Below are 21,910 nucleotides of genomic sequence, written 5' to 3' on the forward strand. Positions count from 1 at the left end.
TAAGTTATATTTGCAAAAAAATTAATGAGTCAACACACAAAAACCAAGAAAAAGTCTAGAATTAGACTCTTACATCAGTATTATAAATTCACTGGATTTTATTCTTTTTTAGGCGGAAGTCTTAAAAAAGCTCTCACTCCTATAGTGCTATTTGTAATAGCCCTTCTTTGTGTTCACTTTTTTGTTATCGACATCAACGACTTGTTAATAAAGATGACAGACACCTTCCCTCCTTTTTGGGTATTAACTGTCTTTTTTATTTCTGAAAGTATTCTAGGACTCATTCCTCCGGAAATCTTTATTGCTTGGAGTGATAAAATGCCAGACCCTATTCTTTATCTTTCTTTGATTGCTGTTCTATCTTATGCAGGTGGAATTATTAGTTACTTTATGGGTAGAGCTTCAACCAAAATTAACGCAGTGCACAATTATCTTGAAGTTAAAATGGCTAAACATCTTAAAAATGCACGTAAGTGGGGTGGTTTTTTAATTGTTGTAGGAGCAATTTTACCGGTTCCTTTTGCTGTAAGTAGTATGGCGGCAGGTATGATAAAATATCCTTTTATTAATTATTTACTTTTCGGCTTACTACGCTTTGTGCGTTTTGCAATTTATGGAGCCGCAATTTTCAATTTAGTTTAAATGATTAAAGCTTTTCAGATCATTAGTATTTTAGAAGGTATTTCTCTACTTCTAATATTGTTTGTCACTATGCCTTTAAAATATGGTTTTGATAATCCTGAACCCAACCAAATAATTGGTATGGCACACGGACTCCTATTTTTGACGTATGTAGTGATGGCGATTTTAGTGAAATCTGAATTGAGCTGGAATTTCAAAATCTTACTTATAGTTTTAGTTTGTTCTATTATTCCATTTGGAACATTCTGGATGGACAAACGCTATTTGAAAGGAAAAGCATAAAGTATCATTAATATGAAAGCACTTATGGTTTCGATTTTAACTTTAGTTTCTGTTTCAGTATCAGCACAAGAGAGCAAAAAACCTTTAGTTAAATTAGATACTTTAAAACATGGCTTTACCTATGATATTAGATACGCAAGCGACAATAACTTCTTAAAAGAGGCTTTTTACGATTGCGCTGCGTGTTATTTAAGACCCGAAGTCGCTCAAGCTTTAAAAGACGCTAATCATTATTTCTGTGAAAAAGGGTACCGTATTGTTCTTTTTGACTGTTACAGGCCTGTTAGCGCTCAGAAGAAAATGTGGGCCGTTTATCCTAATGCACAATATGTCGCGAACCCGTATACTACGGGCTCTGTTCACAATCGTGGTGCAGCTGTAGATATAAGTCTCGAGAAATTAGATGGTACTCCGGTTGATATGGGTACTGATCATGACTTTTTTGGGAGAGAAGCACATATAGATAATATGACGCTTCCCAAAGAAGTTTTAGCTAATAGAAAGTTACTTCAGGAAGGGATGATTCGTTTCGGCTTTGAAACTATTCGTACAGAATGGTGGCATTTTAACTACAAGAAAAATTATTCTTACAAAATCATCGACTTCGATTTTGAATGTAATTAACAAGCTTCAATAAAATTTCAAAACCGGCTTCAAATTACTATTAATTCATTTTTTTAGGTGAATTTTAAACAATTCGCATTTTCATCTGTTCAAAATTGAAAAAAAGGCAATTTTAAAGCTTCAGTTTTGTCTTATTACACAAAATTATCTTTATAGTGAGGGATTTTTTTTTGATAATAACTCTTAAAATCACTCGGTTTTGACCCGGATTTTCCCAAATCCTTGTTAAAAGACAATAGCTCAAAAACCGACCACTCTTTTTCCACGTAAGTTTTAATAAGTATTAATAACCAAAGAAACTCAAATTATGAAAAAGAAAAAATCAATTGAGGTAACAACTCAAACTGTAGGTAGAAACCGCAGAAACTTTTTAAAAGTAAGTGGTCTTGCTATAGCAGGTTCAGGTTTATTGTTAGCATCATGTAGTGATGACGATGATAACGGAAATATGCTAGGCGGTACTTTTGATTTAGGTACTGGTGACGTAGGTGTTTTAAATTATGCTTATGCTCTAGAACAACTAGAAGCCGCTTTTTATACTAATGTAGTGAACGGTTCTTTTTATGCCAGTGCCTCTGCTGATGAAAAAGCAATCTTATTAGATTTATACAATCACGAAGTGAATCACCGTGAATTCTTTAAAGCTGCTATTGGTGCAAATGTACCTATGGAGCAACAGCTTACTGCTGATTTAGAATTTGACTTCAGCTCTGTAGATTTTGGTAATAGAGATTCTGTGTTAGGTACTGCACGCGTATTAGAAGATACAGGAGTAAGTGCATACAATGGCGCAGGTCAATATATTCAGACTGCTGCTTATCTTACTTTAGCGGGTAAAATTGTATCTATAGAAGCGCGACACGCTGCAGCTATTAGATCAATTATTAGTGGTAGTGCAGATTACACTGCATTTGCCGGAGACGATATCATAGATGATAACGGGCTTGACTTGGCTGCATCACCTGCAGATGTTATTTCTGCAGCAGGAGGGTTCTTTGTAACTCCGTTTACATACAAAAATCCACAAGCGTAATTACTAACCATTAAAAAATACCGAAATGAATTTAATAAAATTTTTAGACGAATTTACTACTGATAAATTACAAGAACCTAACACATCCAGACGTGCAATGTTTGGTCAATTAGGAAGCTTGACAAAAAAAGCTGCAATCGCTGCCGTACCATTTGGATTGGCTACAATGTCTAACAAAGCTATGGCTCAATCTAGCTCTAGTGTTGTTGATGTTTTAAATCTAGCTCTTACATTAGAATATCTTGAAGATGAATTTTATGCTATGGCTCTAGATTCTGGTGTTCTTTCAGGAAATGCTAAAGCAGAAGCTATATATATGCAAATCTCAAAGCACGAATCACAGCACGTTGATTTCTTAACTGCTGCGATAGAAGGTTCAGGTGCTACACCCGTGGCAAAACCTACTTTTGATTTTACAGTTGGTGGTGCTTTTGATCCATTCAATGATAATGGTGCTGGACCAGCAACAGCTTATGCACAATTATTAGCGCTAGCTCAAGCATTTGAAGATACTGGAGTACGTGCATATAAAGGTCAAGCAGGAAACCTAATGGGAAATCCGGGTGTTCTAACTGCTGCTTTACAAATACATTCAGTTGAAGCTAGACATGCATCAGAAGTAAGAAGACTTCGTGGTCTTGAGGGATGGATTACAGGAAACCAAAGAGGAGCTGGTATGCCGGAAGCTACACAAGCTGTATACGACGGGGCTACTACCGAAGCAAATATTATGCAAGGTGGTTTAGATGTTACAAGTCTTGGTTCTGGATCTCCATTTACTGTTGATGCTTCTACTCAAGCATATGACGAGATTTTAACTGGTGATGAGGCTGTAGCAATAGCAAGTCTATTTATCGTATCATAACAATTAAGTTTCTTTTGTGAATGCGAAAATCCTGCTTTTATTATAAAGGCAGGGTTTTTATATTTAAAACTATCTTATAAATAAAAAACTCCCGAAGTATTATACTTCGGGAGTTTTTTATTTGATATAGAAAAGAAGCTTATTTCTTCTTCTCTACCTTTGCAGGCTCATTTAATTTTTTAGTTAGTTCTAAAGACAATGCAGAACGCTCAAATTTTAATTTACCGGCACCAGATTCTAGGATTACAGTAGTATCATTCAAGTCTAAAATTTTTCCGTGAAGCCCGCTTTTAGTAATTACACGATCTCCTCTTTTTAATTCTTCAGCAAATTTCTTTTCATCCTTTTGACGTTTCATTTGTGGGCGTATCATAAAAAGATACACAACCGCAATCATTAAAAGAATGGGTAAAAAGCTAGTTAATTGTTCCATTTATAGTTGCTTATCCGTTTGTTGCAGCAGGCCCTTCAGAAGGCTGCACAAAAGCGGTGATTTTTACAGTTTCAGATCCTTTTTCGGTATTAGATTTTACAGTAACAACTTTAGTTACAGCATTCAACCCACTACCATTATATTTAACTAAGAGTTCCCCCGTCTCCCCTGGTTGAATAGGCTCTTTAGGATAACTTGGTACTGTACATCCACAAGTACTTGTTGCATCAACAATTACTAAAGGTGCTTTACCAGTATTTTTAAATTTAAATACATGCTCTACAGCTGTACCACGTGCGATATTTCCGAAATCATATGCTGTTTCTTCAAATTCCATTGAAGGAAAAACAGTAGCATCTGCATCACGAGTTGCTGCCATTTCTACGTTTTCTCCTTTCACTTTGTCTGAAGCGTTGTCTTTACAACTTGTAAACGCTAATGCAGCTACTAGACCAACTGCAAAAAATGCTTTTTTCATAATAGTTTTATTTTTAGAATCTCAAAAATACAATTTTATTTATTACTCAATCAAGCCCCTGCCTGCTTTGTTTAACCTGCTTTCTTTCTTATATTTTTTAACCAAACGATCTAAGACACCATTCACAAAAATGCTACTCTTAGGCGTTGAATATTCTTTAGACAACTCTAAATATTCATTAATGGTGACTTTAATAGGAATTGATGGGAATCTCAAGAATTCACAAAGTGCCATCTTGATTAAGATTTTATCTAAAGTAGCTATACGATCTTGATCCCAGTTAGGTGTATTACCCAAAATCTCTGCTTCATATTCTTCATTATTACGAGCGGTACGCAACAAAAGATCTTTAGTATATTGACGGTCTTCTTCGTCTTTATACAGTTTAGGAATAATGGTGCTTTCCGGAGAATTAGGTTTTATCTTCCCTAGGCGCTTAACAATTGTAGTGTTTACAACCGGTAGATCGTCTACCCAGGTAATTCGGTAATCCTCAAGATAATCATAAAGCTTATCATTAGGAGCTACAAATTCACTAAAAAAATCAATAACAAAATCACGATCTTTTTTAAAATCTGATTCAGTATCAGACATATAAGCATCATAAAAATCACTTTTCATAAGCTCGTTGTAAATCAAAACAACGTACTCGTTATCAAGTCTCCAGTTATTGAGTTTTGCTTTTTTTAGTTCCTTCTGAAGCAATTCGTTTTCAGAAAGTTTCACTAAAACTTCGTTATTAATAAATTTAAGATTGGGATTTTTTTCAGATTCTGTTGCCAGCATTTTTAGCTGAGAACGCTCCATCATATCCTTAGCATGGGCGTGAATTTCAACAACCAAGTCTATCAATACCAAATAGAGATCGTACATCTGAGCTGTACTCGCGTTCAAGAATTTTTCTTCTTTAAGTAAATCAGGTTGTTCTGACTGACTTAAGGCATAAAGTGCTTGCATTACTTTTATGCGAATGTGCCTTCTGTTAAGCATAATTTTAAAGAACTTAGGTTGTTTGAGATTATCATAACTTAGAGCTAAACGGTTGTATACCGAAAAGTTCAAAAACGTTGCAAAAATACATTTTATTAGGGTTCTAAACACCCTAATTACTTTTTTATCTTAAAAAACTCTATACACGTTTTACAGTCTAATCACGTATCTTTGCGCGGCTCTTTATAAAAAAGACCGATGCTTACAAACTTTAGTTGAGGGCATCCCGGCAGAACTACTATTTATGAAAGAACTTCAACATCTCAATAAGTATTTTAAAAAATACAAATGGAAGCTCATTCTGGGCTTCTTTATTGTTTTTATAGCCCGCATATTTGCCATACTTACACCTAAATTTTCTGGTGATATGATAAAGTATGTAGAAGATTTTTTAAACAATGGTGGTGAAATAAGTGAACTAAAGCACCAGCTACTTGTTACTCTTTTAATGCTTCTAGGAGCTGCCCTATTTTCTGCCTTTTTCACCTTTTTGATGCGACAAATGTTTATTGTTGTTTCCCGTTATATGGAAGCAGATCTTAAAAACGAAGTTTACGAGCAATACCAGAATCTTTCGCTAAATTTTTACAAGAAAAACCGTACAGGTGATTTGATGAACCGTATTAGTGAAGATGTCAGTAAAGTGCGTATGTATCTAGGTCCTGCAATTATGTATGGTGTGACAACTGTGATACTTTTTGCAACTGTTATACCCTATATGTACTACAGCGCACCAGAGCTTACCTTGTATGTGCTAATCCCTTTACCCATTTTATCTGTTGCCATCTATCAATTAAGCAGACTTATTCATAAACGCAGTACAGTTGTTCAACAATATTTATCGCATTTAAGCACATTTACTCAAGAATCGTTCAGTGGTATTGGGGTTATTAAAGCTTATGGAATTGAACCGCAAACCTATAAGAATTTTGAAGAGCTAAGCGAAACCAACAAAGACAAAAACTTGGATCTTGTAAAAGTTCAGGCATTCTTTTTCCCTTTAATGATTGCTTTAATTGGAGTAAGTAACTTGCTGGTAATCTATATAGGTGGGAGAAAATACATTAATGGAAGCATCCCTGATCTGGGAGTTATTGTTGAATTTCTCATATATGTAAATATGCTAACCTGGCCAGTAGCCTCTGTGGGCTGGATCACCTCATTAGTACAACAAGCTGAAGCTTCACAAAAACGTATTAATGAATTTCTCAATGAAAAGCCTGATATCGTCAATCACACAAAAGAACACACTCCTATTGAAGGAAGTATTCGTTTTGATAAGGTAACCTTCACTTATGAAGACACCAATATTACTGCTCTAAAAGATGTTTCATTTGAAGTAAATAAAGGAGAAACACTAGCTATAATTGGTAAAACCGGTTCTGGTAAATCTACAATTCTAGAGCTTATAGGACGCCTTTACGACACTACAAATGGAGCGATAAACATTGATAAAACTCCTATTGAAAAGCTCAATTTAAAGGACTTGAGAACCGCAATAGGTTATGTCCCGCAAGAAGCCTTTTTGTTTAGCGACAGTATCAAAGAAAACATCAAATTCGGTAAAAAAAATGCTTCTGATGAAGAAGTCATAGCAGCGGCTAAAAATGCAGTTGTTCATAAAAATATCGTTGATTTCTCTAAAGCTTATGATACTATTTTAGGAGAGCGTGGTATCACCTTGAGTGGTGGGCAAAAACAGCGGGTTTCTATTGCTCGGGCAATCATTAAAGATCCGCAGATTCTTTTATTTGATGATAGCCTTTCTGCAGTAGATACAGAAACCGAAGAAGAGATTCTCTCAAACCTAAAAAATATCTCTACTGAGAAGACTACAATTCTAGTAAGTCACCGCATTTCTTCAGCAAAAAATGCTGATAAAATCATTATTCTTGAAGAAGGAGAAATCATTCAGCAAGGTACCCACGAAGATTTGGTAAAACAACCGGGTTATTATCAAGAACTTTACCGCAAACAACTAGATGAAAAAGAAATGGAATAAAATTTTGTACGCCAACTAATTTTTTTCCATTTTTGACAGAATAAAGCGTATTAATTAAACCAAGATTATGAGCAATAATGAAATGAAGGGGAATGATGAGATATTCTCGAAAGTGTTAAGAGCAGGGCGTCGCACCTATTTTTTTGATGTACGTTCTACTCGTGCAGGAGATTATTACCTAACCATTACCGAGAGTAAAAAATTCACAAATGAAGATGGTTCCTTTCACTACAAGAAACACAAAATCTACCTTTATAAAGAAGATTTTGATGGGTTCTCTGAAATTTTAAACGAAATGACCAGCTACATCCTTAATGAAAAAGGAGAAGAAGTAATTAGCGAGCGCCACCAAAGCGATTATGTAAAAGAAGAGGAAAAAGAACCTGTTTTTGAAACAAAATCTGCAAAAGCATTTACTGATGTAAGTTTTGACGATATTTAAATAATTGACAACTTAGATTTTAAAGCCGCAAATATGCGGCTTTTTTTATGCTTCAATTTTAAGGATTTATAATTTATGAAAAATAAATTTAATTGTACAATTCTTCAATTACTGGCTTTTAGTACAAATAGAAAACGGTTTAGTTTTAAAATTAATATCTTTAAAATCATTCATAAACCATTTTCAAAAAATATATGAAGCAAACGCTACTTAGAGTTTTTCTACTCCTGTTTATACCTTTTACCTATGCGCAAGTATCGCATCCTACACTAGATTATTATTTACCAGATAATGTAAGTTACAATCCCGAGATTCCTACTCCACAAGAGCTTTTAGGCTATGTTCCCGGTGAATGGCATGTAAGCCATGATTTATTGGTAAGCTATATGGAAAAAATGGCTGCTTCTTCTCCCCGTATTACTATTGAAAATCGAGGCAGAACCTTTGAAGGTAGACCTATATTGTTACTAACGGTTACATCTCCAGAAAATCACAAGAATATTGCTAAAATTAAAAAGCAACACGCAGCACTTACTGATAGTGGTTCTGAAAGCTTAGATACAGACACTATGCCTATTGTCACCTATCAAGGGATGAGTATTCACGGAAATGAAGCCAGTGGTTCTAACGCGGGTTTATTGGCTATCTATTATTTAGCTGCTGCAGAAGGCCCCGCGATTGATTTGATGTTAGAAAATGTTGTTATCTTATTTGATCCCTCTTTTAATCCTGATGGTTTACAACACTTTTCTTACTGGGCAAATACCAATAAAAACCAAAGTCTTACCTCTGATCCACAGGATAGAGAATATCGCGAAGTATGGCCTGGTGGTCGCTATAACCACTATTGGTTTGATCTCAATCGCGACTGGCTTCCGGCAGAATTACCAGAATCCCAGGCACGTATTAAAACCTATCATGCTTGGCATCCTAACATCTTAACAGATCATCATGAAATGGGAAGCAACTCTTCGTTTTTCTTTCAACCGGGAATTCAGAGTCGTACACATCCTTTGACTCCAAAACTCAATCAAGAATTAACCGCAGAAATTGGTAAATATCACGCTGCGGCATTTGATAAAATTGGTTCGTTCTACTACACCGAAGAAGATTATGATGATTTTTACTACGGAAAAGGTTCAACCTTTCCGGATATTAATGGTAGTATCGGTATTCTTTTTGAACAAGCGAGTTCACGCGGTCACATACAGGAAACAGATAACGGATTACTTACTTTTCCTTTTACGATAAGAAATCAATTTACTGCTTTTCTTTCAACTATTGAAGCAGCACAAGCTATGCGCATCAAACTGCTCAATTATCAACGTGATTTTTATGCGAGTTCCAGATCAGAAGCGGGTGGCGATGCTTATATATTTGGTAGTAAAAATGATCCTGCTCGTGCAGCTCACTTAGCGCAGTTACTACAACGTCATCAAATTTCAGTTTATGAAGCTGATAAAAATTATGAATCAAAGGGTTTAAAATTTGACAAAAAAAGCAGCTATGTGATACCTAAAAATCAAAAGCACAGCAGGCTACTTCAAGGTATGTTTGAAAAACGAACTACTTTTAAAGATAGCCTTTTCTATGACATCTCTGCATGGAGTTTTCCGTTAGCATTTAATCTTGATTTTAGTGAGAATGCGCCATCAAGTTTAGCTAGTTCTAAAATAGACAGCGTATCCCTTCCCACACCTTTAACCTTATCCAAAAGTGATTATGCCTATTTACTTCCTTGGGGAGATTATTACGCGCCACAGGCGTTAAACGAAATTTTAAATGCAGGTTTACGTGCTAAAGTTGGGATACAACCTTTTACTTCAGGAGGTGTTACTTATGATTATGGAACGGTAATGATTCCTGTACAGAATCAAAAAATGAATGCTGAAGAATTAAACCAATTCTTAGATAAAGTTGCTAAAGATACGCACCTTAGCATTAATCCTGTAAAAACCGGCTTAACTGACGGAATTGATCTAGGTAGCCGGAAATTCATCGCATTAGAACCTCAAAAAATAGCACTTCTAGTTGGCGACGGTATTAACGCAACGGATGCCGGAGAAATTTGGCATCTTTTAGATACCCGTTTCCACATCAGCATTACAAAACTAGACACTAAAAGTTTAAGCAGAACTGATCTATCGAAATACACAACACTCATAATGCCTACAAGTGGCTGGGGTGGCGGTATAGATGAGTCTAGCGGCGATAAAATTAGTGAATGGGTTCGCGGTGGCGGAAACTTCATTGGTTTTAAAAATGCTGCCCGCTGGATGAAACGTCAGGGTTTAATTGACTTCACAACAGTAGAAACAGACAATCCCGCGACTAATGTGACTTTTGAGCAACGCAGAGATTTTAATGGAGCTCAAGTAATAGGTGGTGCCATTTTTAAAGCAAAAATCGATCGCTCCCACCCTATCGCTTTTGGTTATGATTCTTCAGAGATAAATCTTTTTAGAGATACAACACTCTTTATAGAGACTGATGAAACCAGTTATAAAAACCCTATAAGTTATACTGATGAGCCTTTAGTAAGTGGTTATATAAGCGATATAAATTATGAAGCCATAAAGGGAACAAGACCTTTTGTACAGCAATCTACGGGCCGGGGTAATGTGATTTTATTTACAGATAACACGAATTTTAGAGCATTCTGGTATGGTACAACAAAGCTGTTTATGAATGCTATTTTCTTAAATGAAGCTATGTAAACTGAACATGTTTTTCTAAACAAAAAAGCTCGTATGTTTATTATACGAGTTTTTTTGTTAATCAACTAACTTGAAACGTTTACTCGATAATCGAAATTTAAATGCTCCGAGACTTGCCTCGAAGTTAAAAGCTGTCTCCTTTTAATGCCTTGTGGACTTGTCCTAAGGTGGTTTATTTTGTTAAAGCGTAAGTTGCTTCCATTTTTTTCTTCCGAAATTAAGAAGTATGAATGCAAAAAATTCAGCTCCGCTCATCACTAGGATCATTGCCATATCTGTACGCGCCTGAAAATAACTCACCAACGCAGAACCGATTAATCCGGCTGCGATGATTGCAAAAATGATGCTATATGTGGTTTTTGAAACTTTATAGAGTTCCATATAAATATGGGGTGATCCGCTCAAATACGAATAAATTCCTGCATACGATATAGATCCTGAAATTGCATAAATAGCAAATTGCTTATTTAAAATAACTTCTCTGTAATTACGCAATACCGGCTTCAGTTTTAAAGAATGCGTTACATTGGCCGATTTCCCTTGAGACAACCTAAAGTAAACTCCAAAAAATGTCAATAAGGTAAGTATACTTAAACTGGCAAAAAACAATCTCCATCCAAACTGAATAGTGATAAGTCCGCCCAATGTAGGTGCCAAAATAGATGATACAGCAACTACAACCATCAATAAAGAAAATACCTGAGCTAGTTCTTTATCTTCAAATAGATCTCGTACTAATGCGCGAGCAGCAACCATATTGGCACAAGCTCCTACCGCCTGAAAAAATCGTAAAACAATTAAAATATAAATATCACCAGAAAGTGCACAACCTAAAGAAGCTAGAAAGTAAATAGCTAGCCCTACATAAATAGGCTTTTTACGGCCAAAACACTCCAGCATAGAATAACATCAATTGTCGTGCAGAAAGCCCTATAAAGAAACTAGATAGTGTATAAGAAATGGGGCTGATGTGTGTATTCAACTTATCAGCGATGTCTTCAAATGCTGGTAAATAAATATCTTTAGCAATAGGCTCTAGCACAGTAAGAAAACCTAGAACTATAATTAAAATTGGCGTTTTTTTGACTCGTTCTGCACTCATTTGTTCTATCTCTATGCAGTGTGTAAAGTTAAGCCTCACAAAAGTATTCAACTCCTGTGAGGCTTTATATCATTGTGACAATTGTCAAAAAATTAAATGCTATTTGATAAACTAGTCACGAGTGTCTTGCCTGAAGTCAGGAAAACCATTTTTATCCCAACCGATAACACGTGCACGAGTGTGTCTGTTAAAATCGTATAAAGAATTTCCACGTATTTGCTCATAAACACGTGTGTGATAGATCATAACATCCTCTTCTCCGTCCTCAGATTTGGTAAAAGAATTGTGCCCGGGTCCAAAACGTCTTACTTCAGCATTGGTATAAAAAACGGGTTCTTTAGATTTATTCCAGGATTTTTCATTCATTAGGTCTGCATCGGCATCTGCCCATAACAAACCAACCGCATAATTTGCATCTGTCGCACTTGCAGAATACGTGACAAATATTTTACCATTTCGTTTAAGAACTGCCGGACCCTCATTTACTTTATAACCTATACGTTCCCAGTCAAATTCCGGGTCAGTTATAATAATTTCTGGACCTTTAAGTTTTGTAGGTGTTTCCATCTCAGACATAACAAGTGAGGTGTTTTCACCTTCACGAACACTCTGTGCCCATATTAAATAACGTTTTCCGTTATGTTCAAAAGTTGTGGCATCAAGAGAGAAAGAATCTCGCTCTGTAGCAATTTGACCCTCTTCTACCCATTTTCCTTGAGTAGGATCTGCTGCGTCTGTAGAAAGAGTAAACATGCGTATTTTCCAAACATCTTCAACTTCCCCGGCAGCAAAATAAACATACCATTTTCCATCAATTTTGTGTAACTCAGGAGCCCAAATGTGATGTCCCATATTTCCGGTTTCGTGCTTCGTCCAGATAACTTGAGGTTCTGCTGTTCCTAATCCATTAATAGTATTTGCTTTTCTAATTTCAATGCGATCATATTCCGGAGCTGTAGCAATAAAATAATAGGTTCCATCAGTATCTTTATAAACCCAGGGATCTGCTCGCTGACCAACTATAGGATTGTTATATGGCATCTCTTCTGCCTCATTTTGAACAAGATCTTCTTCAATGATAATTTCTTTGTCTATTTCTTTTTTACAAGAACTGAAAATCATTAAAACTGAAAAGAAACCTAAAAGGATATACCCGTGAAGACTGAAAATTTTAGAAAACATACTATATGAAGTTTAAAACTAATTAAAAGTGTTTAATTTACATTTATAAAACAATAATACGAAATCCTTTGAACTAATTTGAATATTTAAAAATGAATTAAGGCTAAAGCATCGCTAGATCTGCTACTGTTCTAAATCCACTGTGATCTGAAGAAGAATCTAACGCCTGCCCCATCCGAGCAGAAATACGGTAACTCGCACAATACGAAACATTACAAAGAAAAGAGCCACCTTTAATTACTTTTTCTGGCTGATACGGATTCACTGGGTTGTATGAGTCTAAAGGTCCTCGAGGGTTTACCATCTCTTTACCAGAAATATCCTGATAATAACGCACTGAAAACCAATCTTGAGTAAGCTCCCACACGTTACCAGACATATCAAAAATACCTAAGGAATTGGAATCATATGTTGCAACCGGTGCAGCATAGGCGTAGCCGTCTTCTTCAGAATTTTTAGTAGGAAATGTACCTTGCCACGTATTTGCTTTATCACTTAGAGCTGAATCATCATCACCCCACGTATATATACCGCCAGACATTTTACCATGAGCTGCGGCTTCCCATTCCGCCTCTGTTGGTAATCTTCTGTTCGCCCATTTACAGTAAGCTAAAGCATCTTCGTAGGTCACATGTACTACAGGATAATTATCTTTATCTACAATATCACTTTCCGGACCTTGCGGGTGTTGCCAATTGGCTCCTATCTTCCATTCCCACCATTGTGCATAATTGTTCAGATCAGTAACATTTACTACTTCTCTATTAAAGATTAAAGAGCCGGGTTTCAATAGGCTGTCTACAGGTTTTGGAGTTCCGGAAGGTAAGTTTTTTTTCATCTCTTCCCAGTCAACTGGTCGCTCTGCGGTAGTTATATAACCGGTAGCTTTTACAAATTCTTTAAACTGGGCATTGGTAACTTCGGTTTTATCTATAAAAAAACCATCTATTGCAACAGGATGAGCCGGTTTCTCCCTAGGTAATGCGAGTTGATCCCCAGATTGAGCACCCTGTGTAAAGCGTATTCCTGAAACCCAAACCATATTTTTTGGAGCTTCAATACTATCTGGTTGTTTTACAATTAACTCTGTAATAGTTTCCTTCTTTACAACAGAATCTGCTTCTTTATCTTTTTCATTTTTGCAGCCAACAAGTAATATTAATGCTGAACTAAAAACTAAAATACTTATGGTTCTAGTTACTTTCATATAGCTCAAATTTACGGTTATCAGAATAAATAAATCTAAGATTCATAGAATACTATTAACTAAATTTTAAAATTCTCTATTAAACTTAAGCCAATTCCCACTCTAAAATTGGTTATTAATGTATTTAAAAATAATTTTATATTATTCTAAAAAATAAAACTATGTTATTCAGTGGAGATAATCATTTTTTCAAGACCCTTAACACATTACTCAACCGTTATAAACTTAGTAATAAAGAACTTGTAAACCTTCAAAAGGTGAAAAAGCCGAAATTATTAGTTTGGCTTATACTAATGATGGTGGTTTTGATTTAGAAACAGGAGATTATCACGATGAAGATCACCCTGTAAATTATAAACTCAGAATATACTACAAAGATCCTCTTAAAAAAAACAACTAAAATGCTTGTACTGCTCCCTTCTACCACTGAAGAATACATGCCTGAAATCAATGCGCACCTACCAGAGCAACCGGTAAAAATTCAATCATTTTAAAATTAACCTTTCAGTACAAGTTTATTAGAGCCTTTTTGACGATCGATAGAAAACAAAGCACTAATTAATCCCAAGTGAGAAAATCCTTGCGGAAAGTTACCTAAATGAGCTCCAGACAGATCCAATTCTTCTGAGAATAGATTCAGATGATTACTATAACTCATTAATTTCTGAAAGTATCTGGAAGCTTTTTCTACTTCACCTCCACGCGATAAGCATTCTAGATACCAGAATGAACCAATTGTAAAAGAGCCTTCCCGATTTTCATTTTTTACAGGGATACTGTCGTGAAGGTTTCGATAAACAAGAACCTCATCAATTATCAATTGTTCTTCGATTACTTTACGGGTTTTTAACCAGCGCTTGTCGTACGGACTTATAAACTTCATCAACGGCATCATCAGCAATGAGGAGTCTACGGTTTTGGCTCCTTTAAAATGCACATAACTCTGTAATTCTTCATCCCAAAAATTATCATAGATATCTTTAAAAATCAGGTTTCGGTTTTCTATCCATTTGGTGACGTCTGTGGGCAACGAGCGCTTTCTTACCAATCTAATTGCTCGATCTAAAGCTACCCAACACATCAATCTGGAATACAGATAATGTCTTTTCACCTCACGTACTTCCCAGATACCGTGATCTGGTGACTCCCAATTTTCACAAACAAAATCGATTAGTTTTTCAACATTTTTCCAGAATGAATACATCACCTGCTGGCCGTACTTGTCAAATAAATAAATCGTATCCATCAATTCGCCAAAAACATCCAACTGCAATTGACCTGTCGCAGCATTACCTATACGCACCGGTTTTGACTCTTTATAGCCGGCAAAATCCAACTCTTCTTCATCCAGATCACGCCCGCCATCTAAGCGATACATAATCTGTAACTCTACATCACCATTTATATCTGCATCTATACGCTCATAGACCCACTTCATAAAATCTGAAGCCTCGTTTATAAAGCCCAATCTCATAAAAGCATACATCGTAAATGCCGCATCCCTAATCCATACATAACGATAATCCCAGTTCTTATCACCTCCTAAAGTTTCAGGTAATGCGTATGTAGGAGCAGCAATGGGTGCACCATATTTAGAACTTGTGAGCAATTTTAAGGTGATTGCAGAACGCTTCATATGCTGCGCGAAATCTCCTTTATAGGTGCAGGTTTTAATCCAGTTTTTCCAGAATTGCAAAGTCTCTTCTAGTTTGTTTGCTATAGTTTCTTCACCATGACTATCAAAGGTGTAACTTTCTTTCTCCGAATCACTTTCGATAATAAAATAAGCTTGCTCTCCTTCTTTTAACTGAAACTCGTTGATTGTATTTCCCTCTGCTACTAATGGAACAGAAGCCGAAAATTTGAGTCCTTTGTCAAAATTTTTATTTGTGAAACTTAAAGTATGATTGTCTGTTATTTGAGTTTCGGTTGAAACTTTACCGTAATTGAGTTGCACTTTAATATCCAGATCAAAGTTTACGCTTCCGCGGATAACTTCTATCTTTCTTATCAGTTGATTGGGAACTTCTTTACCTATTCCTATGGGCATAAAATCTGTAAACGCTACTGTATAAGTTTCAGATAAAAAACGCGTGGTCAAGACACTCGTATCTAACACATATTCCTGAAAACATTTAGTGAAATCTCCCTGAGGTTTTGTGACAAAATAACCGCCTTTATTTCGGTCTAAAATAGATCCAAAAACTGAGTGTGAATCAAATTCAGGAAAACTCATAAACTCAATGGCCCCTTCTTTTTGAATTAATGCGCAGGTTCTACAATTTCCTATTAGTCCATATGATTCAATTGCGGGGTACTCAGAAAAATCAATCATTTATAAGTTTGCTTGTTTAAAGGTTTATTATCTATAAACCGAAAAATTACTGATTAATGCAGCCTTTTTTTATTAAAATAAAGGTAAAATCTGCTTCATAAGCTAAGTTGTGGAGCTACTCAAAATTCATAAAATCTTGTAAAAATTCTACTGATACCGTATGATAGTAAAAAATAGATTTAAATTACTCGACCAATTAAGTTACAAATGATTTATATCCTGATTATTGAGTAAATCTTCTTGGGCAAGCCTAGAAGCATTTAAATCTCGATTATCGAGTAAATACTACAAATGACACACGAATTAAAAGAACTCATTGCCTCAGCTTTTAACTACCATAAAAACCAAGAAAGATGTGTGATGGCAAGCGTGGTTGATCTGGATGGCTCTTCGTACAGAAAGCCCGGTGTGCGTATGCTTATTTCTGAAAGCGACACAATGACCGGCGCCGTTAGCGGTGGCTGTGTTGAGAAAGAGGTTCTGTTTCAGGCTGCGGAAGTTTTTGAAACCGGAAAATCCAAAATGATGACCTATGACGGGCGTTACCGTTTGGGCTGTGAAGGTGTTATTTATATTTTAATTGAACCTGTTGTCGTTACTGAAATGCTTTTTGAAAAGTTCAACAACGAACTTATAAACCGAACCAACCTCAAGCTAGAATCATTTTACAGCAGATCTGTGGAAGAGGTCTCAAATATTTTGAGAACTCAAATTATTTTAAGTACCGGTGAGAAACTTTACTTATCTCCTATTTCTGATGAGCAAATCAATACAGAAACTAGTTTGGTTTTTAAGCAAGAATTACCTCCGTTGTTTCAGCTGTTTTTATTTGGTTCTGAACACGATGCGGTTCAGTTGGGTATTACCGCATCACAATTGGGTTGGCAAGTCACAGTAATTGCCTCTCCAAAAGACCCTAAAACCAAAGCTAATTTTCCAGGAGTTCATCAAGTTCTACATTTAACACCTCAAGATGCTACTATGCTTACTATTGACGAAGAATCTGCTGTGGTACTTATGAATCATAACTACGCTACAGATCTCAATTTTTTGGTAAACATAATTGATAAAAAACCCAATTATATCGGTGTTTTAGGAAGTTCAAAAAGACGTGAAAAATTATTCAACGAACTCATGGATTATAAACCCGAACTATTTGAAGAAACCTTAGACACCATTTACGGGCCGGCGGGAATAGATATAGGAGCTATTACTCCACAAGAAATCGCTCTTTCTGTTACTGCTGAAATTCTAGCTCTAAAGCGAAAACGCGAAATACAATCGCTTCGGGATAAAATCAAACACGCTACTTCTCACAACAATTAATCAAAGCCAGAAAATTCACTCTATAAAAAAAGGCTTTAACTGTTTCATTTAAAACCTTTTTTATATCAAAATTTACCAGTTAAGCAACTCCGGTTCTTTTTGAGCTACTATTAATTTTTCTGGAGTGATTGGTAAATCACGCATACGCTTACCAGTCGCATTAAATATCGCATTGGCTATAGAAGCCGCAACACTGGTGATACCGAGTTCACCAACACCTTTAATTCCCATTTTATTTGCAATCTTATCTTCTTCCGGTAAAAAGATAACATCAATATTCGCCATATCCAGATTCACCGGCACGTGATAATCTGCGAAAGAACGGGTGATAAAATTACCATAATTAGGTTCTACTTTTGTCTGTTCAGCTATCGCCATACCGGCCCCCATAGCACAACCGCCAATAATTTGACCAAAAGCTGTCTTGGGATTTAGAATTTTTCCACAGGAAGCTACATTAAGCATTCTTTTGATTCTAAAAACTCCTGTGTCTTTATCCACCCAAACTTCAGTAAAGTTGGCTCCAAAAGAAAACACCGAATGCTTCTTAAATTCTTCATCAGGTTCTGCTGTTCCTTCAGCTTCAAACAAATTGAGGTTTCCGGCTTGCATCATTTTAGCGATACCTGCATCAGCAGCTTTCAATCCTGATTTTTCTTCCAAAGCAGTAAGGGCATTTTCACAAGCTGCGCGCGCTCCATTTGAAAACGAAGCGGCACCCCAAGAACCACCGGAACCCGGAGTTTTAGGGAAATCTGAATCTCCCAATTCTACATCTATCTGGGATACAGAAATATTTAAATATTCTGAAGCGGTCTGTGCAATAATGGTGTAACTACCCGTACCTATATCGGTCGCATCCATTTGAATAGTAGCACGAACCTTAGTATCTTTAAGTTCTAAAATAACTTTAGCAGAAGTCTTCTGATAAGGGGCGCGTCGTGAAGCACCACTTACGCCGTAACCTACCAGCCAATTTCCTTCTTCTTTAGTTCCGGGCTCTTGTGGTCTGTTTTTCCAGCCAAATTCTTCAGCACCTATCTTGAGGCATTCATTGAGTAATCTAGAGGAAAAAGGTTTATCACTGCTAGGATCAACCTGTGTGTCATTTTTCACTCTAAAATCTACAGGATCCATTTTAAGTTTCCACGCCATTTCATCCATAGCAGATTCTAACGCAAAACTACCGGTTGCTTCTCCCGGAGCTCGCATTGCAAACGGAGTTTGCAAATTCATCGGCATCAGGCGGTGTGTAACTTTATTATTTGGTGTTTTGTATAACATCTTAGTAACCGTACCACAAGATTCTTGAAACTCTTCATAGGTAGAAGTGTGTGATAAGGTATCGTGTGATAGAGCCGTTAAGCTACCGTCTGACTTTGCACCCACTTGTATTTTTTGTTCGTTACGCTGTCTCAGATTGGTGTTGGTAAACATTTGATTTCGCGTAACGGTCATCTGTACTGGTCTGCCTATTTGTTTAGAAGCCATTACTCCCAAAATCACGTGCTGTTTTGCATGAAGTTTTGATCCAAAACCACCACCTACAAAAGGCGCAATTACCCGTACATTTTTCTTTTCAATCTGAAAGGTATCTGCGATTGTTATGGTTGCATCGTCTATTATTTGCTGACTTGCATATGCCTGAACATCACCATTATTCCAAGAAGCAATAATTGCATGAAGCTCCATAGGGTGATGATGCTCTATTGGAGTATTATATGTCTGTTCTAAAGTGACATCTGCTTCTGCCATTCCCTGCATTATATTACCTCTGGAATAGTCTGATTTTTCTGTGGGTTTGTATGCTTTACCTCGAGAACTGTCAAAGTCAATATCCGGTTTCTTTTCGCTATAAGTATATTTTACTAAACTTGCTGCATATTGTGCCTGCTCAAAAGTTTCCGCTATAACAAGACCTACGTACTCCCCGTAATAATGCACATCAGCATTTTGTAATACCGGCTGAATACTTGAAGTTGAAATGGCAGGCAATTCTTCTTCGTAATGCTTCAGTTTATCTGCATTCTTATAGGTAAGAATCTTAATGACTCCTTTTTGTTTTTCGGCTTCGCTGGTATCTATTGCTGTGATTGTACCTTTAGCTATCGTGCTGTTGATTCCTTGCGCATAGGCTAAATTTTTCACATTGAATTCTGAAGCATATTTAGCCAGCCCCATCACCTTAAGCCGACCTTCTACACGGTCTATTGGGTTTCCGGTTCCTATTGATATATCTGTATCCATTTCTTTAAATTTTGTGGTGATTTACTACTAAGCCGTTTTTGCCAGTGCTTGCTCTAATGCTCTCACGATTGCTTTTTTTCCCATTGTGACCTTGTATTCATTTTCAGAAAGGATTTTAGCATCTTTTAGCGCGAGTTTAGCAGCCTGTTCAAAATTGGCGGTTGTTGGCATCTTCCCGGTTAGGAACGCTTCAGCTTTAGTAAGTTTCCAGGGTTTGTGAGCAACACCACCCATAGCAAGACCAATATCTGTAATCATTCCTCCGAAAATTTTAAGTCCGGCTGCAACAGATATCAATGCAAAAGCATAACTGCTACGCTCTCTGATTTTCAGATAGTGATAATTGGTTTTAAATTTTGGCTGCGTTAAATCAATTGCCGTGATGATTTCCCCCGGAAGTATCGTATTATCTTTTTCCGGTTGCTCGCCTGGCAATCTGTGAAAATCTGTAAACTCGATAGTTCGTGATGTTCGATCCGGTTTTTGAAGGATCACAGTAGCTCCTAATGCTGCCAGCGCCACACACATATCTGAAGGATGTGTTGCCACACAGCTTTCGCTCCAACCAAAGATGGCGTGTTTTGCATTAGCACCTTCTAATGCACCGCAACCACTACCCGGCTCACGCTTGTTACACGGCATAGAAGCTTCAAAGAAGTAAGGGCAACGCGTGCGTTGTAATAAATTACCGCCGTTTGTTGCCATATTACGAATCTGTGCCGTAGCAGCAGATAACATCGCCATAGACAGTAGCGGATAGTTCTTTCTAATATCAGGATGATTTGCAGTTTCTGAATTGCTCAGCATTGCGCCAAGTGTAAAACCGCCGGTATCGTTTGATGTAATCGTATCAAAATCAAGGTCGGCAACTTCAATGATTTGTGAAGGTCTTTCAACATCCTCTTTCATCAAATCAACTAGATTTGTTCCTCCTCCAAGATATTTTGCTTCAGTATTGTTTGCAGAAGCCGTTAAAGCTTCTTGTATTGTTTTCGCTTGAGTATATGTAAATGGTCTCATAATTTGTTTTTTGGTCTGTCTCTTGGAAATTCAAAAGACATTAATCAGTGTGAAGAAAATAGGTTTAAGAATTACTCGCTTCATTCATTTGCTCCATAGTAGCAAATTTCCATTTTGGTTTTTCTTCAACACCAGATTGCACTTCTTTAACAGCCTGTACTATATTATTATAAGCCCCACAGCGGCAAATGTTACCAGACATACGTTCTCTGATTTCTTCCTCAGAAAGTTCTAAGTCGCTTTTAACAGTAGTAAAATCTTCTGTAACGTAACTGGCTTCTCCGTTTTTAGCTTCTTCCAATAGAGCAACAGAAGAACAAAGCTGTCCAGGAGTACAATAGCCACATTGATACCCGTCATGCTTTAAGAAAGCTTGTTGCATTGGATGTAATTGAGAATTCTCTGCCAGACCTTCTACTGTAGTAATCTTTTTGTCTTTACATGTGGCTGCAAGGCTTAGGCAAGAAAGTTTACGCTTGCCATCTATCAGTACCGTACAAGCCCCGCACTGACCATGGTCGCAACCTTTTTTTGTTCCTGTAAAGTGCAGGTGTTCGCGTAAAGCATCTAGTAAAGAAGTTCTGGAATCTAAAGTAAGGAGTTCTACTTTGTTATTAACGTGAAGTTTCACTTCTACCTCGTTTAAAAAGGCTTTTAAATCCTTAGGCAAATCTGCGTTTGTTGTGTTTCCAAACAATTCTGAAGTAAAATAAGAGGAAGCCATAACGCTTACTCCTGCAGCAGAAACCTTACCTAAAAATCGTCTTCTTGAATCTCCAAAGAGTCCTAACTGATTTAAAATTTGTTCTTCATCTTCGGTTAATTTTTCGTTTTCGTAATGTGCTTTTTTGTTGAGCTTTTTCATGAGCAAAAGATTGTAGTTTTAGGATAGTTAGCAAAATGATTTCCCAAATCAGATGTATAGCAATTTATATTTTAGAAGAAAAAAAAGAAGCTAAAACTATCGATTACAATATATTGCT

The 21,910-nt window shown here is 36.5% G+C and carries 20 protein-coding genes; 9 read left to right on the forward strand and 11 right to left on the reverse strand.

Annotated elements, in window-relative coordinates; translation table 11 throughout:
- The first annotated feature begins 24 nt into the window (after positions 1–24).
- The 5 genes from BUB91_RS03955 (at position 25) to BUB91_RS03975 (ending at position 3,446) form a co-directional block, all read left to right on the forward strand.
- Positions 25–642 (forward strand): YqaA family protein, encoded by a 618-nt coding sequence (locus BUB91_RS03955; RefSeq protein ID WP_073097307.1) that lies wholly within the window; start codon positions 25–27, stop codon positions 640–642.
- Positions 643–924 (forward strand): DUF3817 domain-containing protein, encoded by a 282-nt coding sequence (locus BUB91_RS03960; protein WP_073097309.1) that lies wholly within the window; start codon positions 643–645, stop codon positions 922–924.
- A gap of 12 nt (positions 925–936) precedes the next feature.
- Positions 937–1,548, forward strand: coding sequence for a M15 family metallopeptidase (locus tag BUB91_RS03965; RefSeq protein ID WP_073097311.1), 612 nt, complete (start codon positions 937–939; stop codon positions 1,546–1,548).
- A gap of 307 nt (positions 1,549–1,855) precedes the next feature.
- Positions 1,856–2,581, forward strand: a complete 726-nt coding sequence (locus BUB91_RS03970) for a ferritin-like domain-containing protein (RefSeq protein WP_073097313.1) — start codon at positions 1,856–1,858, stop codon at positions 2,579–2,581.
- 25 nt (positions 2,582–2,606) lie between these two features.
- Complete coding sequence (locus BUB91_RS03975) at positions 2,607–3,446, forward strand: ferritin-like domain-containing protein (RefSeq protein ID WP_073097315.1); 840 nt, start codon at positions 2,607–2,609, stop codon at positions 3,444–3,446.
- A gap of 139 nt (positions 3,447–3,585) precedes the next feature.
- On the opposite strand, the gene yajC is transcribed toward BUB91_RS03975, so the two are convergent.
- Genes yajC through nusB form a run of 3 tightly spaced genes read right to left on the reverse strand, consistent with a single transcriptional unit; the run spans position 3,586 to position 5,347 of the window.
- The gene (yajC, locus tag BUB91_RS03980; RefSeq protein WP_073097317.1) at positions 3,586–3,879 is read right to left on the reverse strand and encodes a preprotein translocase subunit YajC; all 294 of its coding nucleotides are present in this window, start codon (positions 3,877–3,879) and stop codon (positions 3,586–3,588) included.
- A 10-nt stretch (positions 3,880–3,889) separates the two neighbouring features.
- Positions 3,890–4,357: a DUF1573 domain-containing protein gene (locus tag BUB91_RS03985; protein WP_073097320.1), complete on the reverse strand. Its 468-nt coding sequence runs from the start codon at positions 4,355–4,357 to the stop codon at positions 3,890–3,892.
- Positions 4,358–4,399: 42 nt separating this feature from the next.
- Complete coding sequence (gene nusB / locus BUB91_RS03990) at positions 4,400–5,347, reverse strand: transcription antitermination factor NusB (RefSeq protein ID WP_073097323.1); 948 nt, start codon at positions 5,345–5,347, stop codon at positions 4,400–4,402.
- 244 nt (positions 5,348–5,591) lie between these two features.
- Here nusB and BUB91_RS03995 point away from each other — a divergent pair, with 244 nt between their 5' ends.
- The 3 genes from BUB91_RS03995 to BUB91_RS04005 all read left to right on the forward strand — a co-directional run bounded on the left by BUB91_RS03995 (position 5,592) and on the right by BUB91_RS04005 (position 10,508).
- Positions 5,592–7,349: an ABC transporter ATP-binding protein gene (locus BUB91_RS03995; protein ID WP_073097325.1), complete on the forward strand. Its 1,758-nt coding sequence runs from the start codon at positions 5,592–5,594 to the stop codon at positions 7,347–7,349.
- A gap of 67 nt (positions 7,350–7,416) precedes the next feature.
- Positions 7,417–7,791, forward strand: coding sequence for a PUR family DNA/RNA-binding protein (locus BUB91_RS04000; RefSeq protein ID WP_073097328.1), 375 nt, complete (start codon positions 7,417–7,419; stop codon positions 7,789–7,791).
- 194 nt (positions 7,792–7,985) lie between these two features.
- On the forward strand, positions 7,986–10,508 hold the full coding sequence (locus tag BUB91_RS04005) for a M14 family zinc carboxypeptidase (protein WP_073097330.1): 2,523 nt from the start codon (positions 7,986–7,988) through the stop codon (positions 10,506–10,508).
- Positions 10,509–10,688: 180 nt separating this feature from the next.
- Here BUB91_RS04005 and BUB91_RS04010 read toward each other — a convergent pair whose 3' ends face one another.
- The 5 genes from BUB91_RS04010 to BUB91_RS04025 all read right to left on the reverse strand — a co-directional run bounded on the left by BUB91_RS04010 (position 10,689) and on the right by BUB91_RS04025 (position 16,334).
- On the reverse strand, positions 10,689–11,408 hold the full coding sequence (locus BUB91_RS04010; protein WP_073097332.1) for an MFS transporter: 720 nt from the start codon (positions 11,406–11,408) through the stop codon (positions 10,689–10,691).
- Entirely contained in the window at positions 11,386–11,610 is a 225-nt protein-coding gene (locus BUB91_RS20735; RefSeq protein ID WP_128759301.1) for a hypothetical protein, read from the reverse strand. Before BUB91_RS20735 ends, BUB91_RS04010 begins: the two co-directional genes overlap by 23 nt.
- Before the next feature lie 111 nt (positions 11,611–11,721).
- Complete coding sequence (locus tag BUB91_RS04015) at positions 11,722–12,792, reverse strand: glycoside hydrolase family 43 protein (RefSeq protein ID WP_073097334.1); 1,071 nt, start codon at positions 12,790–12,792, stop codon at positions 11,722–11,724.
- 103 nt (positions 12,793–12,895) lie between these two features.
- Positions 12,896–13,999 carry a formylglycine-generating enzyme family protein gene (locus BUB91_RS04020; protein WP_073097335.1) on the reverse strand — a complete coding sequence of 368 codons (1,104 nt, stop codon included), beginning with the start codon at positions 13,997–13,999 and terminating at the stop codon, positions 12,896–12,898.
- Between the two features lie 496 nt (positions 14,000–14,495).
- Positions 14,496–16,334, reverse strand: a complete 1,839-nt coding sequence (locus tag BUB91_RS04025) for a glycoside hydrolase family 15 protein (RefSeq protein ID WP_073097336.1) — start codon at positions 16,332–16,334, stop codon at positions 14,496–14,498.
- Positions 16,335–16,625: 291 nt separating this feature from the next.
- On the opposite strand from BUB91_RS04025, the gene BUB91_RS04030 reads away from it, so the two are divergent.
- Entirely contained in the window at positions 16,626–17,660 is a 1,035-nt protein-coding gene (locus BUB91_RS04030) for an XdhC family protein (protein ID WP_073097339.1), read from the forward strand.
- A gap of 72 nt (positions 17,661–17,732) precedes the next feature.
- Here the strand turns inward: BUB91_RS04030 and BUB91_RS04035 are convergent, their stop codons facing one another.
- From BUB91_RS04035 to BUB91_RS04045, 3 genes are all read right to left on the reverse strand, one after another.
- A complete protein-coding gene (locus BUB91_RS04035; RefSeq protein ID WP_073097341.1) occupies positions 17,733–19,907 on the reverse strand; it encodes a xanthine dehydrogenase family protein molybdopterin-binding subunit in 2,175 nt (724 codons plus the stop codon).
- Positions 19,908–19,934: 27 nt separating this feature from the next.
- Positions 19,935–20,927, reverse strand: a complete 993-nt coding sequence (locus BUB91_RS04040) for an FAD binding domain-containing protein (RefSeq protein ID WP_073097343.1) — start codon at positions 20,925–20,927, stop codon at positions 19,935–19,937.
- A gap of 64 nt (positions 20,928–20,991) precedes the next feature.
- The gene (locus BUB91_RS04045) at positions 20,992–21,792 is read right to left on the reverse strand and encodes a 2Fe-2S iron-sulfur cluster-binding protein (RefSeq protein ID WP_073097345.1); all 801 of its coding nucleotides are present in this window, start codon (positions 21,790–21,792) and stop codon (positions 20,992–20,994) included.
- Positions 21,793–21,910 lie beyond the last annotated feature (118 nt).

Origin of the sequence: Leeuwenhoekiella marinoflava DSM 3653 (assembly GCF_900129005.1) — a bacterium.
Lineage (GTDB): Bacteria > Bacteroidota > Bacteroidia > Flavobacteriales > Flavobacteriaceae > Leeuwenhoekiella > Leeuwenhoekiella marinoflava.

Bases quoted from the DNA above. Each gene is read 5' to 3' on its own strand.
- BUB91_RS03970 (WP_073097313.1), top strand. From the start codon at position 1,856: ATGAAAAAGAAAAAATCAATTGAGGTAACAACTCAAACTGTAGGTAGA.
- BUB91_RS03960 (WP_073097309.1), top strand. From the start codon at position 643: ATGATTAAAGCTTTTCAGATCATTAGTATTTTAGAAGGTATTTCTCTA.
- BUB91_RS04035 (WP_073097341.1), bottom strand. From the start codon at position 19,907: ATGGATACAGATATATCAATAGGAACCGGAAACCCAATAGACCGTGTA.
- BUB91_RS04025 (WP_073097336.1), bottom strand. From the start codon at position 16,334: ATGATTGATTTTTCTGAGTACCCCGCAATTGAATCATATGGACTAATA.
- BUB91_RS04030 (WP_073097339.1), top strand. From the start codon at position 16,626: ATGACACACGAATTAAAAGAACTCATTGCCTCAGCTTTTAACTACCAT.
- BUB91_RS03985 (WP_073097320.1), bottom strand. From the start codon at position 4,357: ATGAAAAAAGCATTTTTTGCAGTTGGTCTAGTAGCTGCATTAGCGTTT.
- BUB91_RS04020 (WP_073097335.1), bottom strand. From the start codon at position 13,999: ATGAAAGTAACTAGAACCATAAGTATTTTAGTTTTTAGTTCAGCATTA.
- yajC (WP_073097317.1), bottom strand. From the start codon at position 3,879: ATGGAACAATTAACTAGCTTTTTACCCATTCTTTTAATGATTGCGGTT.
- BUB91_RS04005 (WP_073097330.1), top strand. From the start codon at position 7,986: ATGAAGCAAACGCTACTTAGAGTTTTTCTACTCCTGTTTATACCTTTT.
- BUB91_RS20735 (WP_128759301.1), bottom strand. From the start codon at position 11,610: ATGAGTGCAGAACGAGTCAAAAAAACGCCAATTTTAATTATAGTTCTA.
- BUB91_RS04040 (WP_073097343.1), bottom strand. From the start codon at position 20,927: ATGAGACCATTTACATATACTCAAGCGAAAACAATACAAGAAGCTTTA.
- BUB91_RS03955 (WP_073097307.1), top strand. From the start codon at position 25: ATGAGTCAACACACAAAAACCAAGAAAAAGTCTAGAATTAGACTCTTA.
- BUB91_RS03965 (WP_073097311.1), top strand. From the start codon at position 937: ATGAAAGCACTTATGGTTTCGATTTTAACTTTAGTTTCTGTTTCAGTA.
- BUB91_RS03975 (WP_073097315.1), top strand. From the start codon at position 2,607: ATGAATTTAATAAAATTTTTAGACGAATTTACTACTGATAAATTACAA.
- nusB (WP_073097323.1), bottom strand. From the start codon at position 5,347: ATGCTTAACAGAAGGCACATTCGCATAAAAGTAATGCAAGCACTTTAT.
- BUB91_RS04010 (WP_073097332.1), bottom strand. From the start codon at position 11,408: ATGCTGGAGTGTTTTGGCCGTAAAAAGCCTATTTATGTAGGGCTAGCT.
- BUB91_RS04000 (WP_073097328.1), top strand. From the start codon at position 7,417: ATGAGCAATAATGAAATGAAGGGGAATGATGAGATATTCTCGAAAGTG.
- BUB91_RS04015 (WP_073097334.1), bottom strand. From the start codon at position 12,792: ATGTTTTCTAAAATTTTCAGTCTTCACGGGTATATCCTTTTAGGTTTC.
- BUB91_RS03995 (WP_073097325.1), top strand. From the start codon at position 5,592: ATGAAAGAACTTCAACATCTCAATAAGTATTTTAAAAAATACAAATGG.
- BUB91_RS04045 (WP_073097345.1), bottom strand. From the start codon at position 21,792: ATGAAAAAGCTCAACAAAAAAGCACATTACGAAAACGAAAAATTAACC.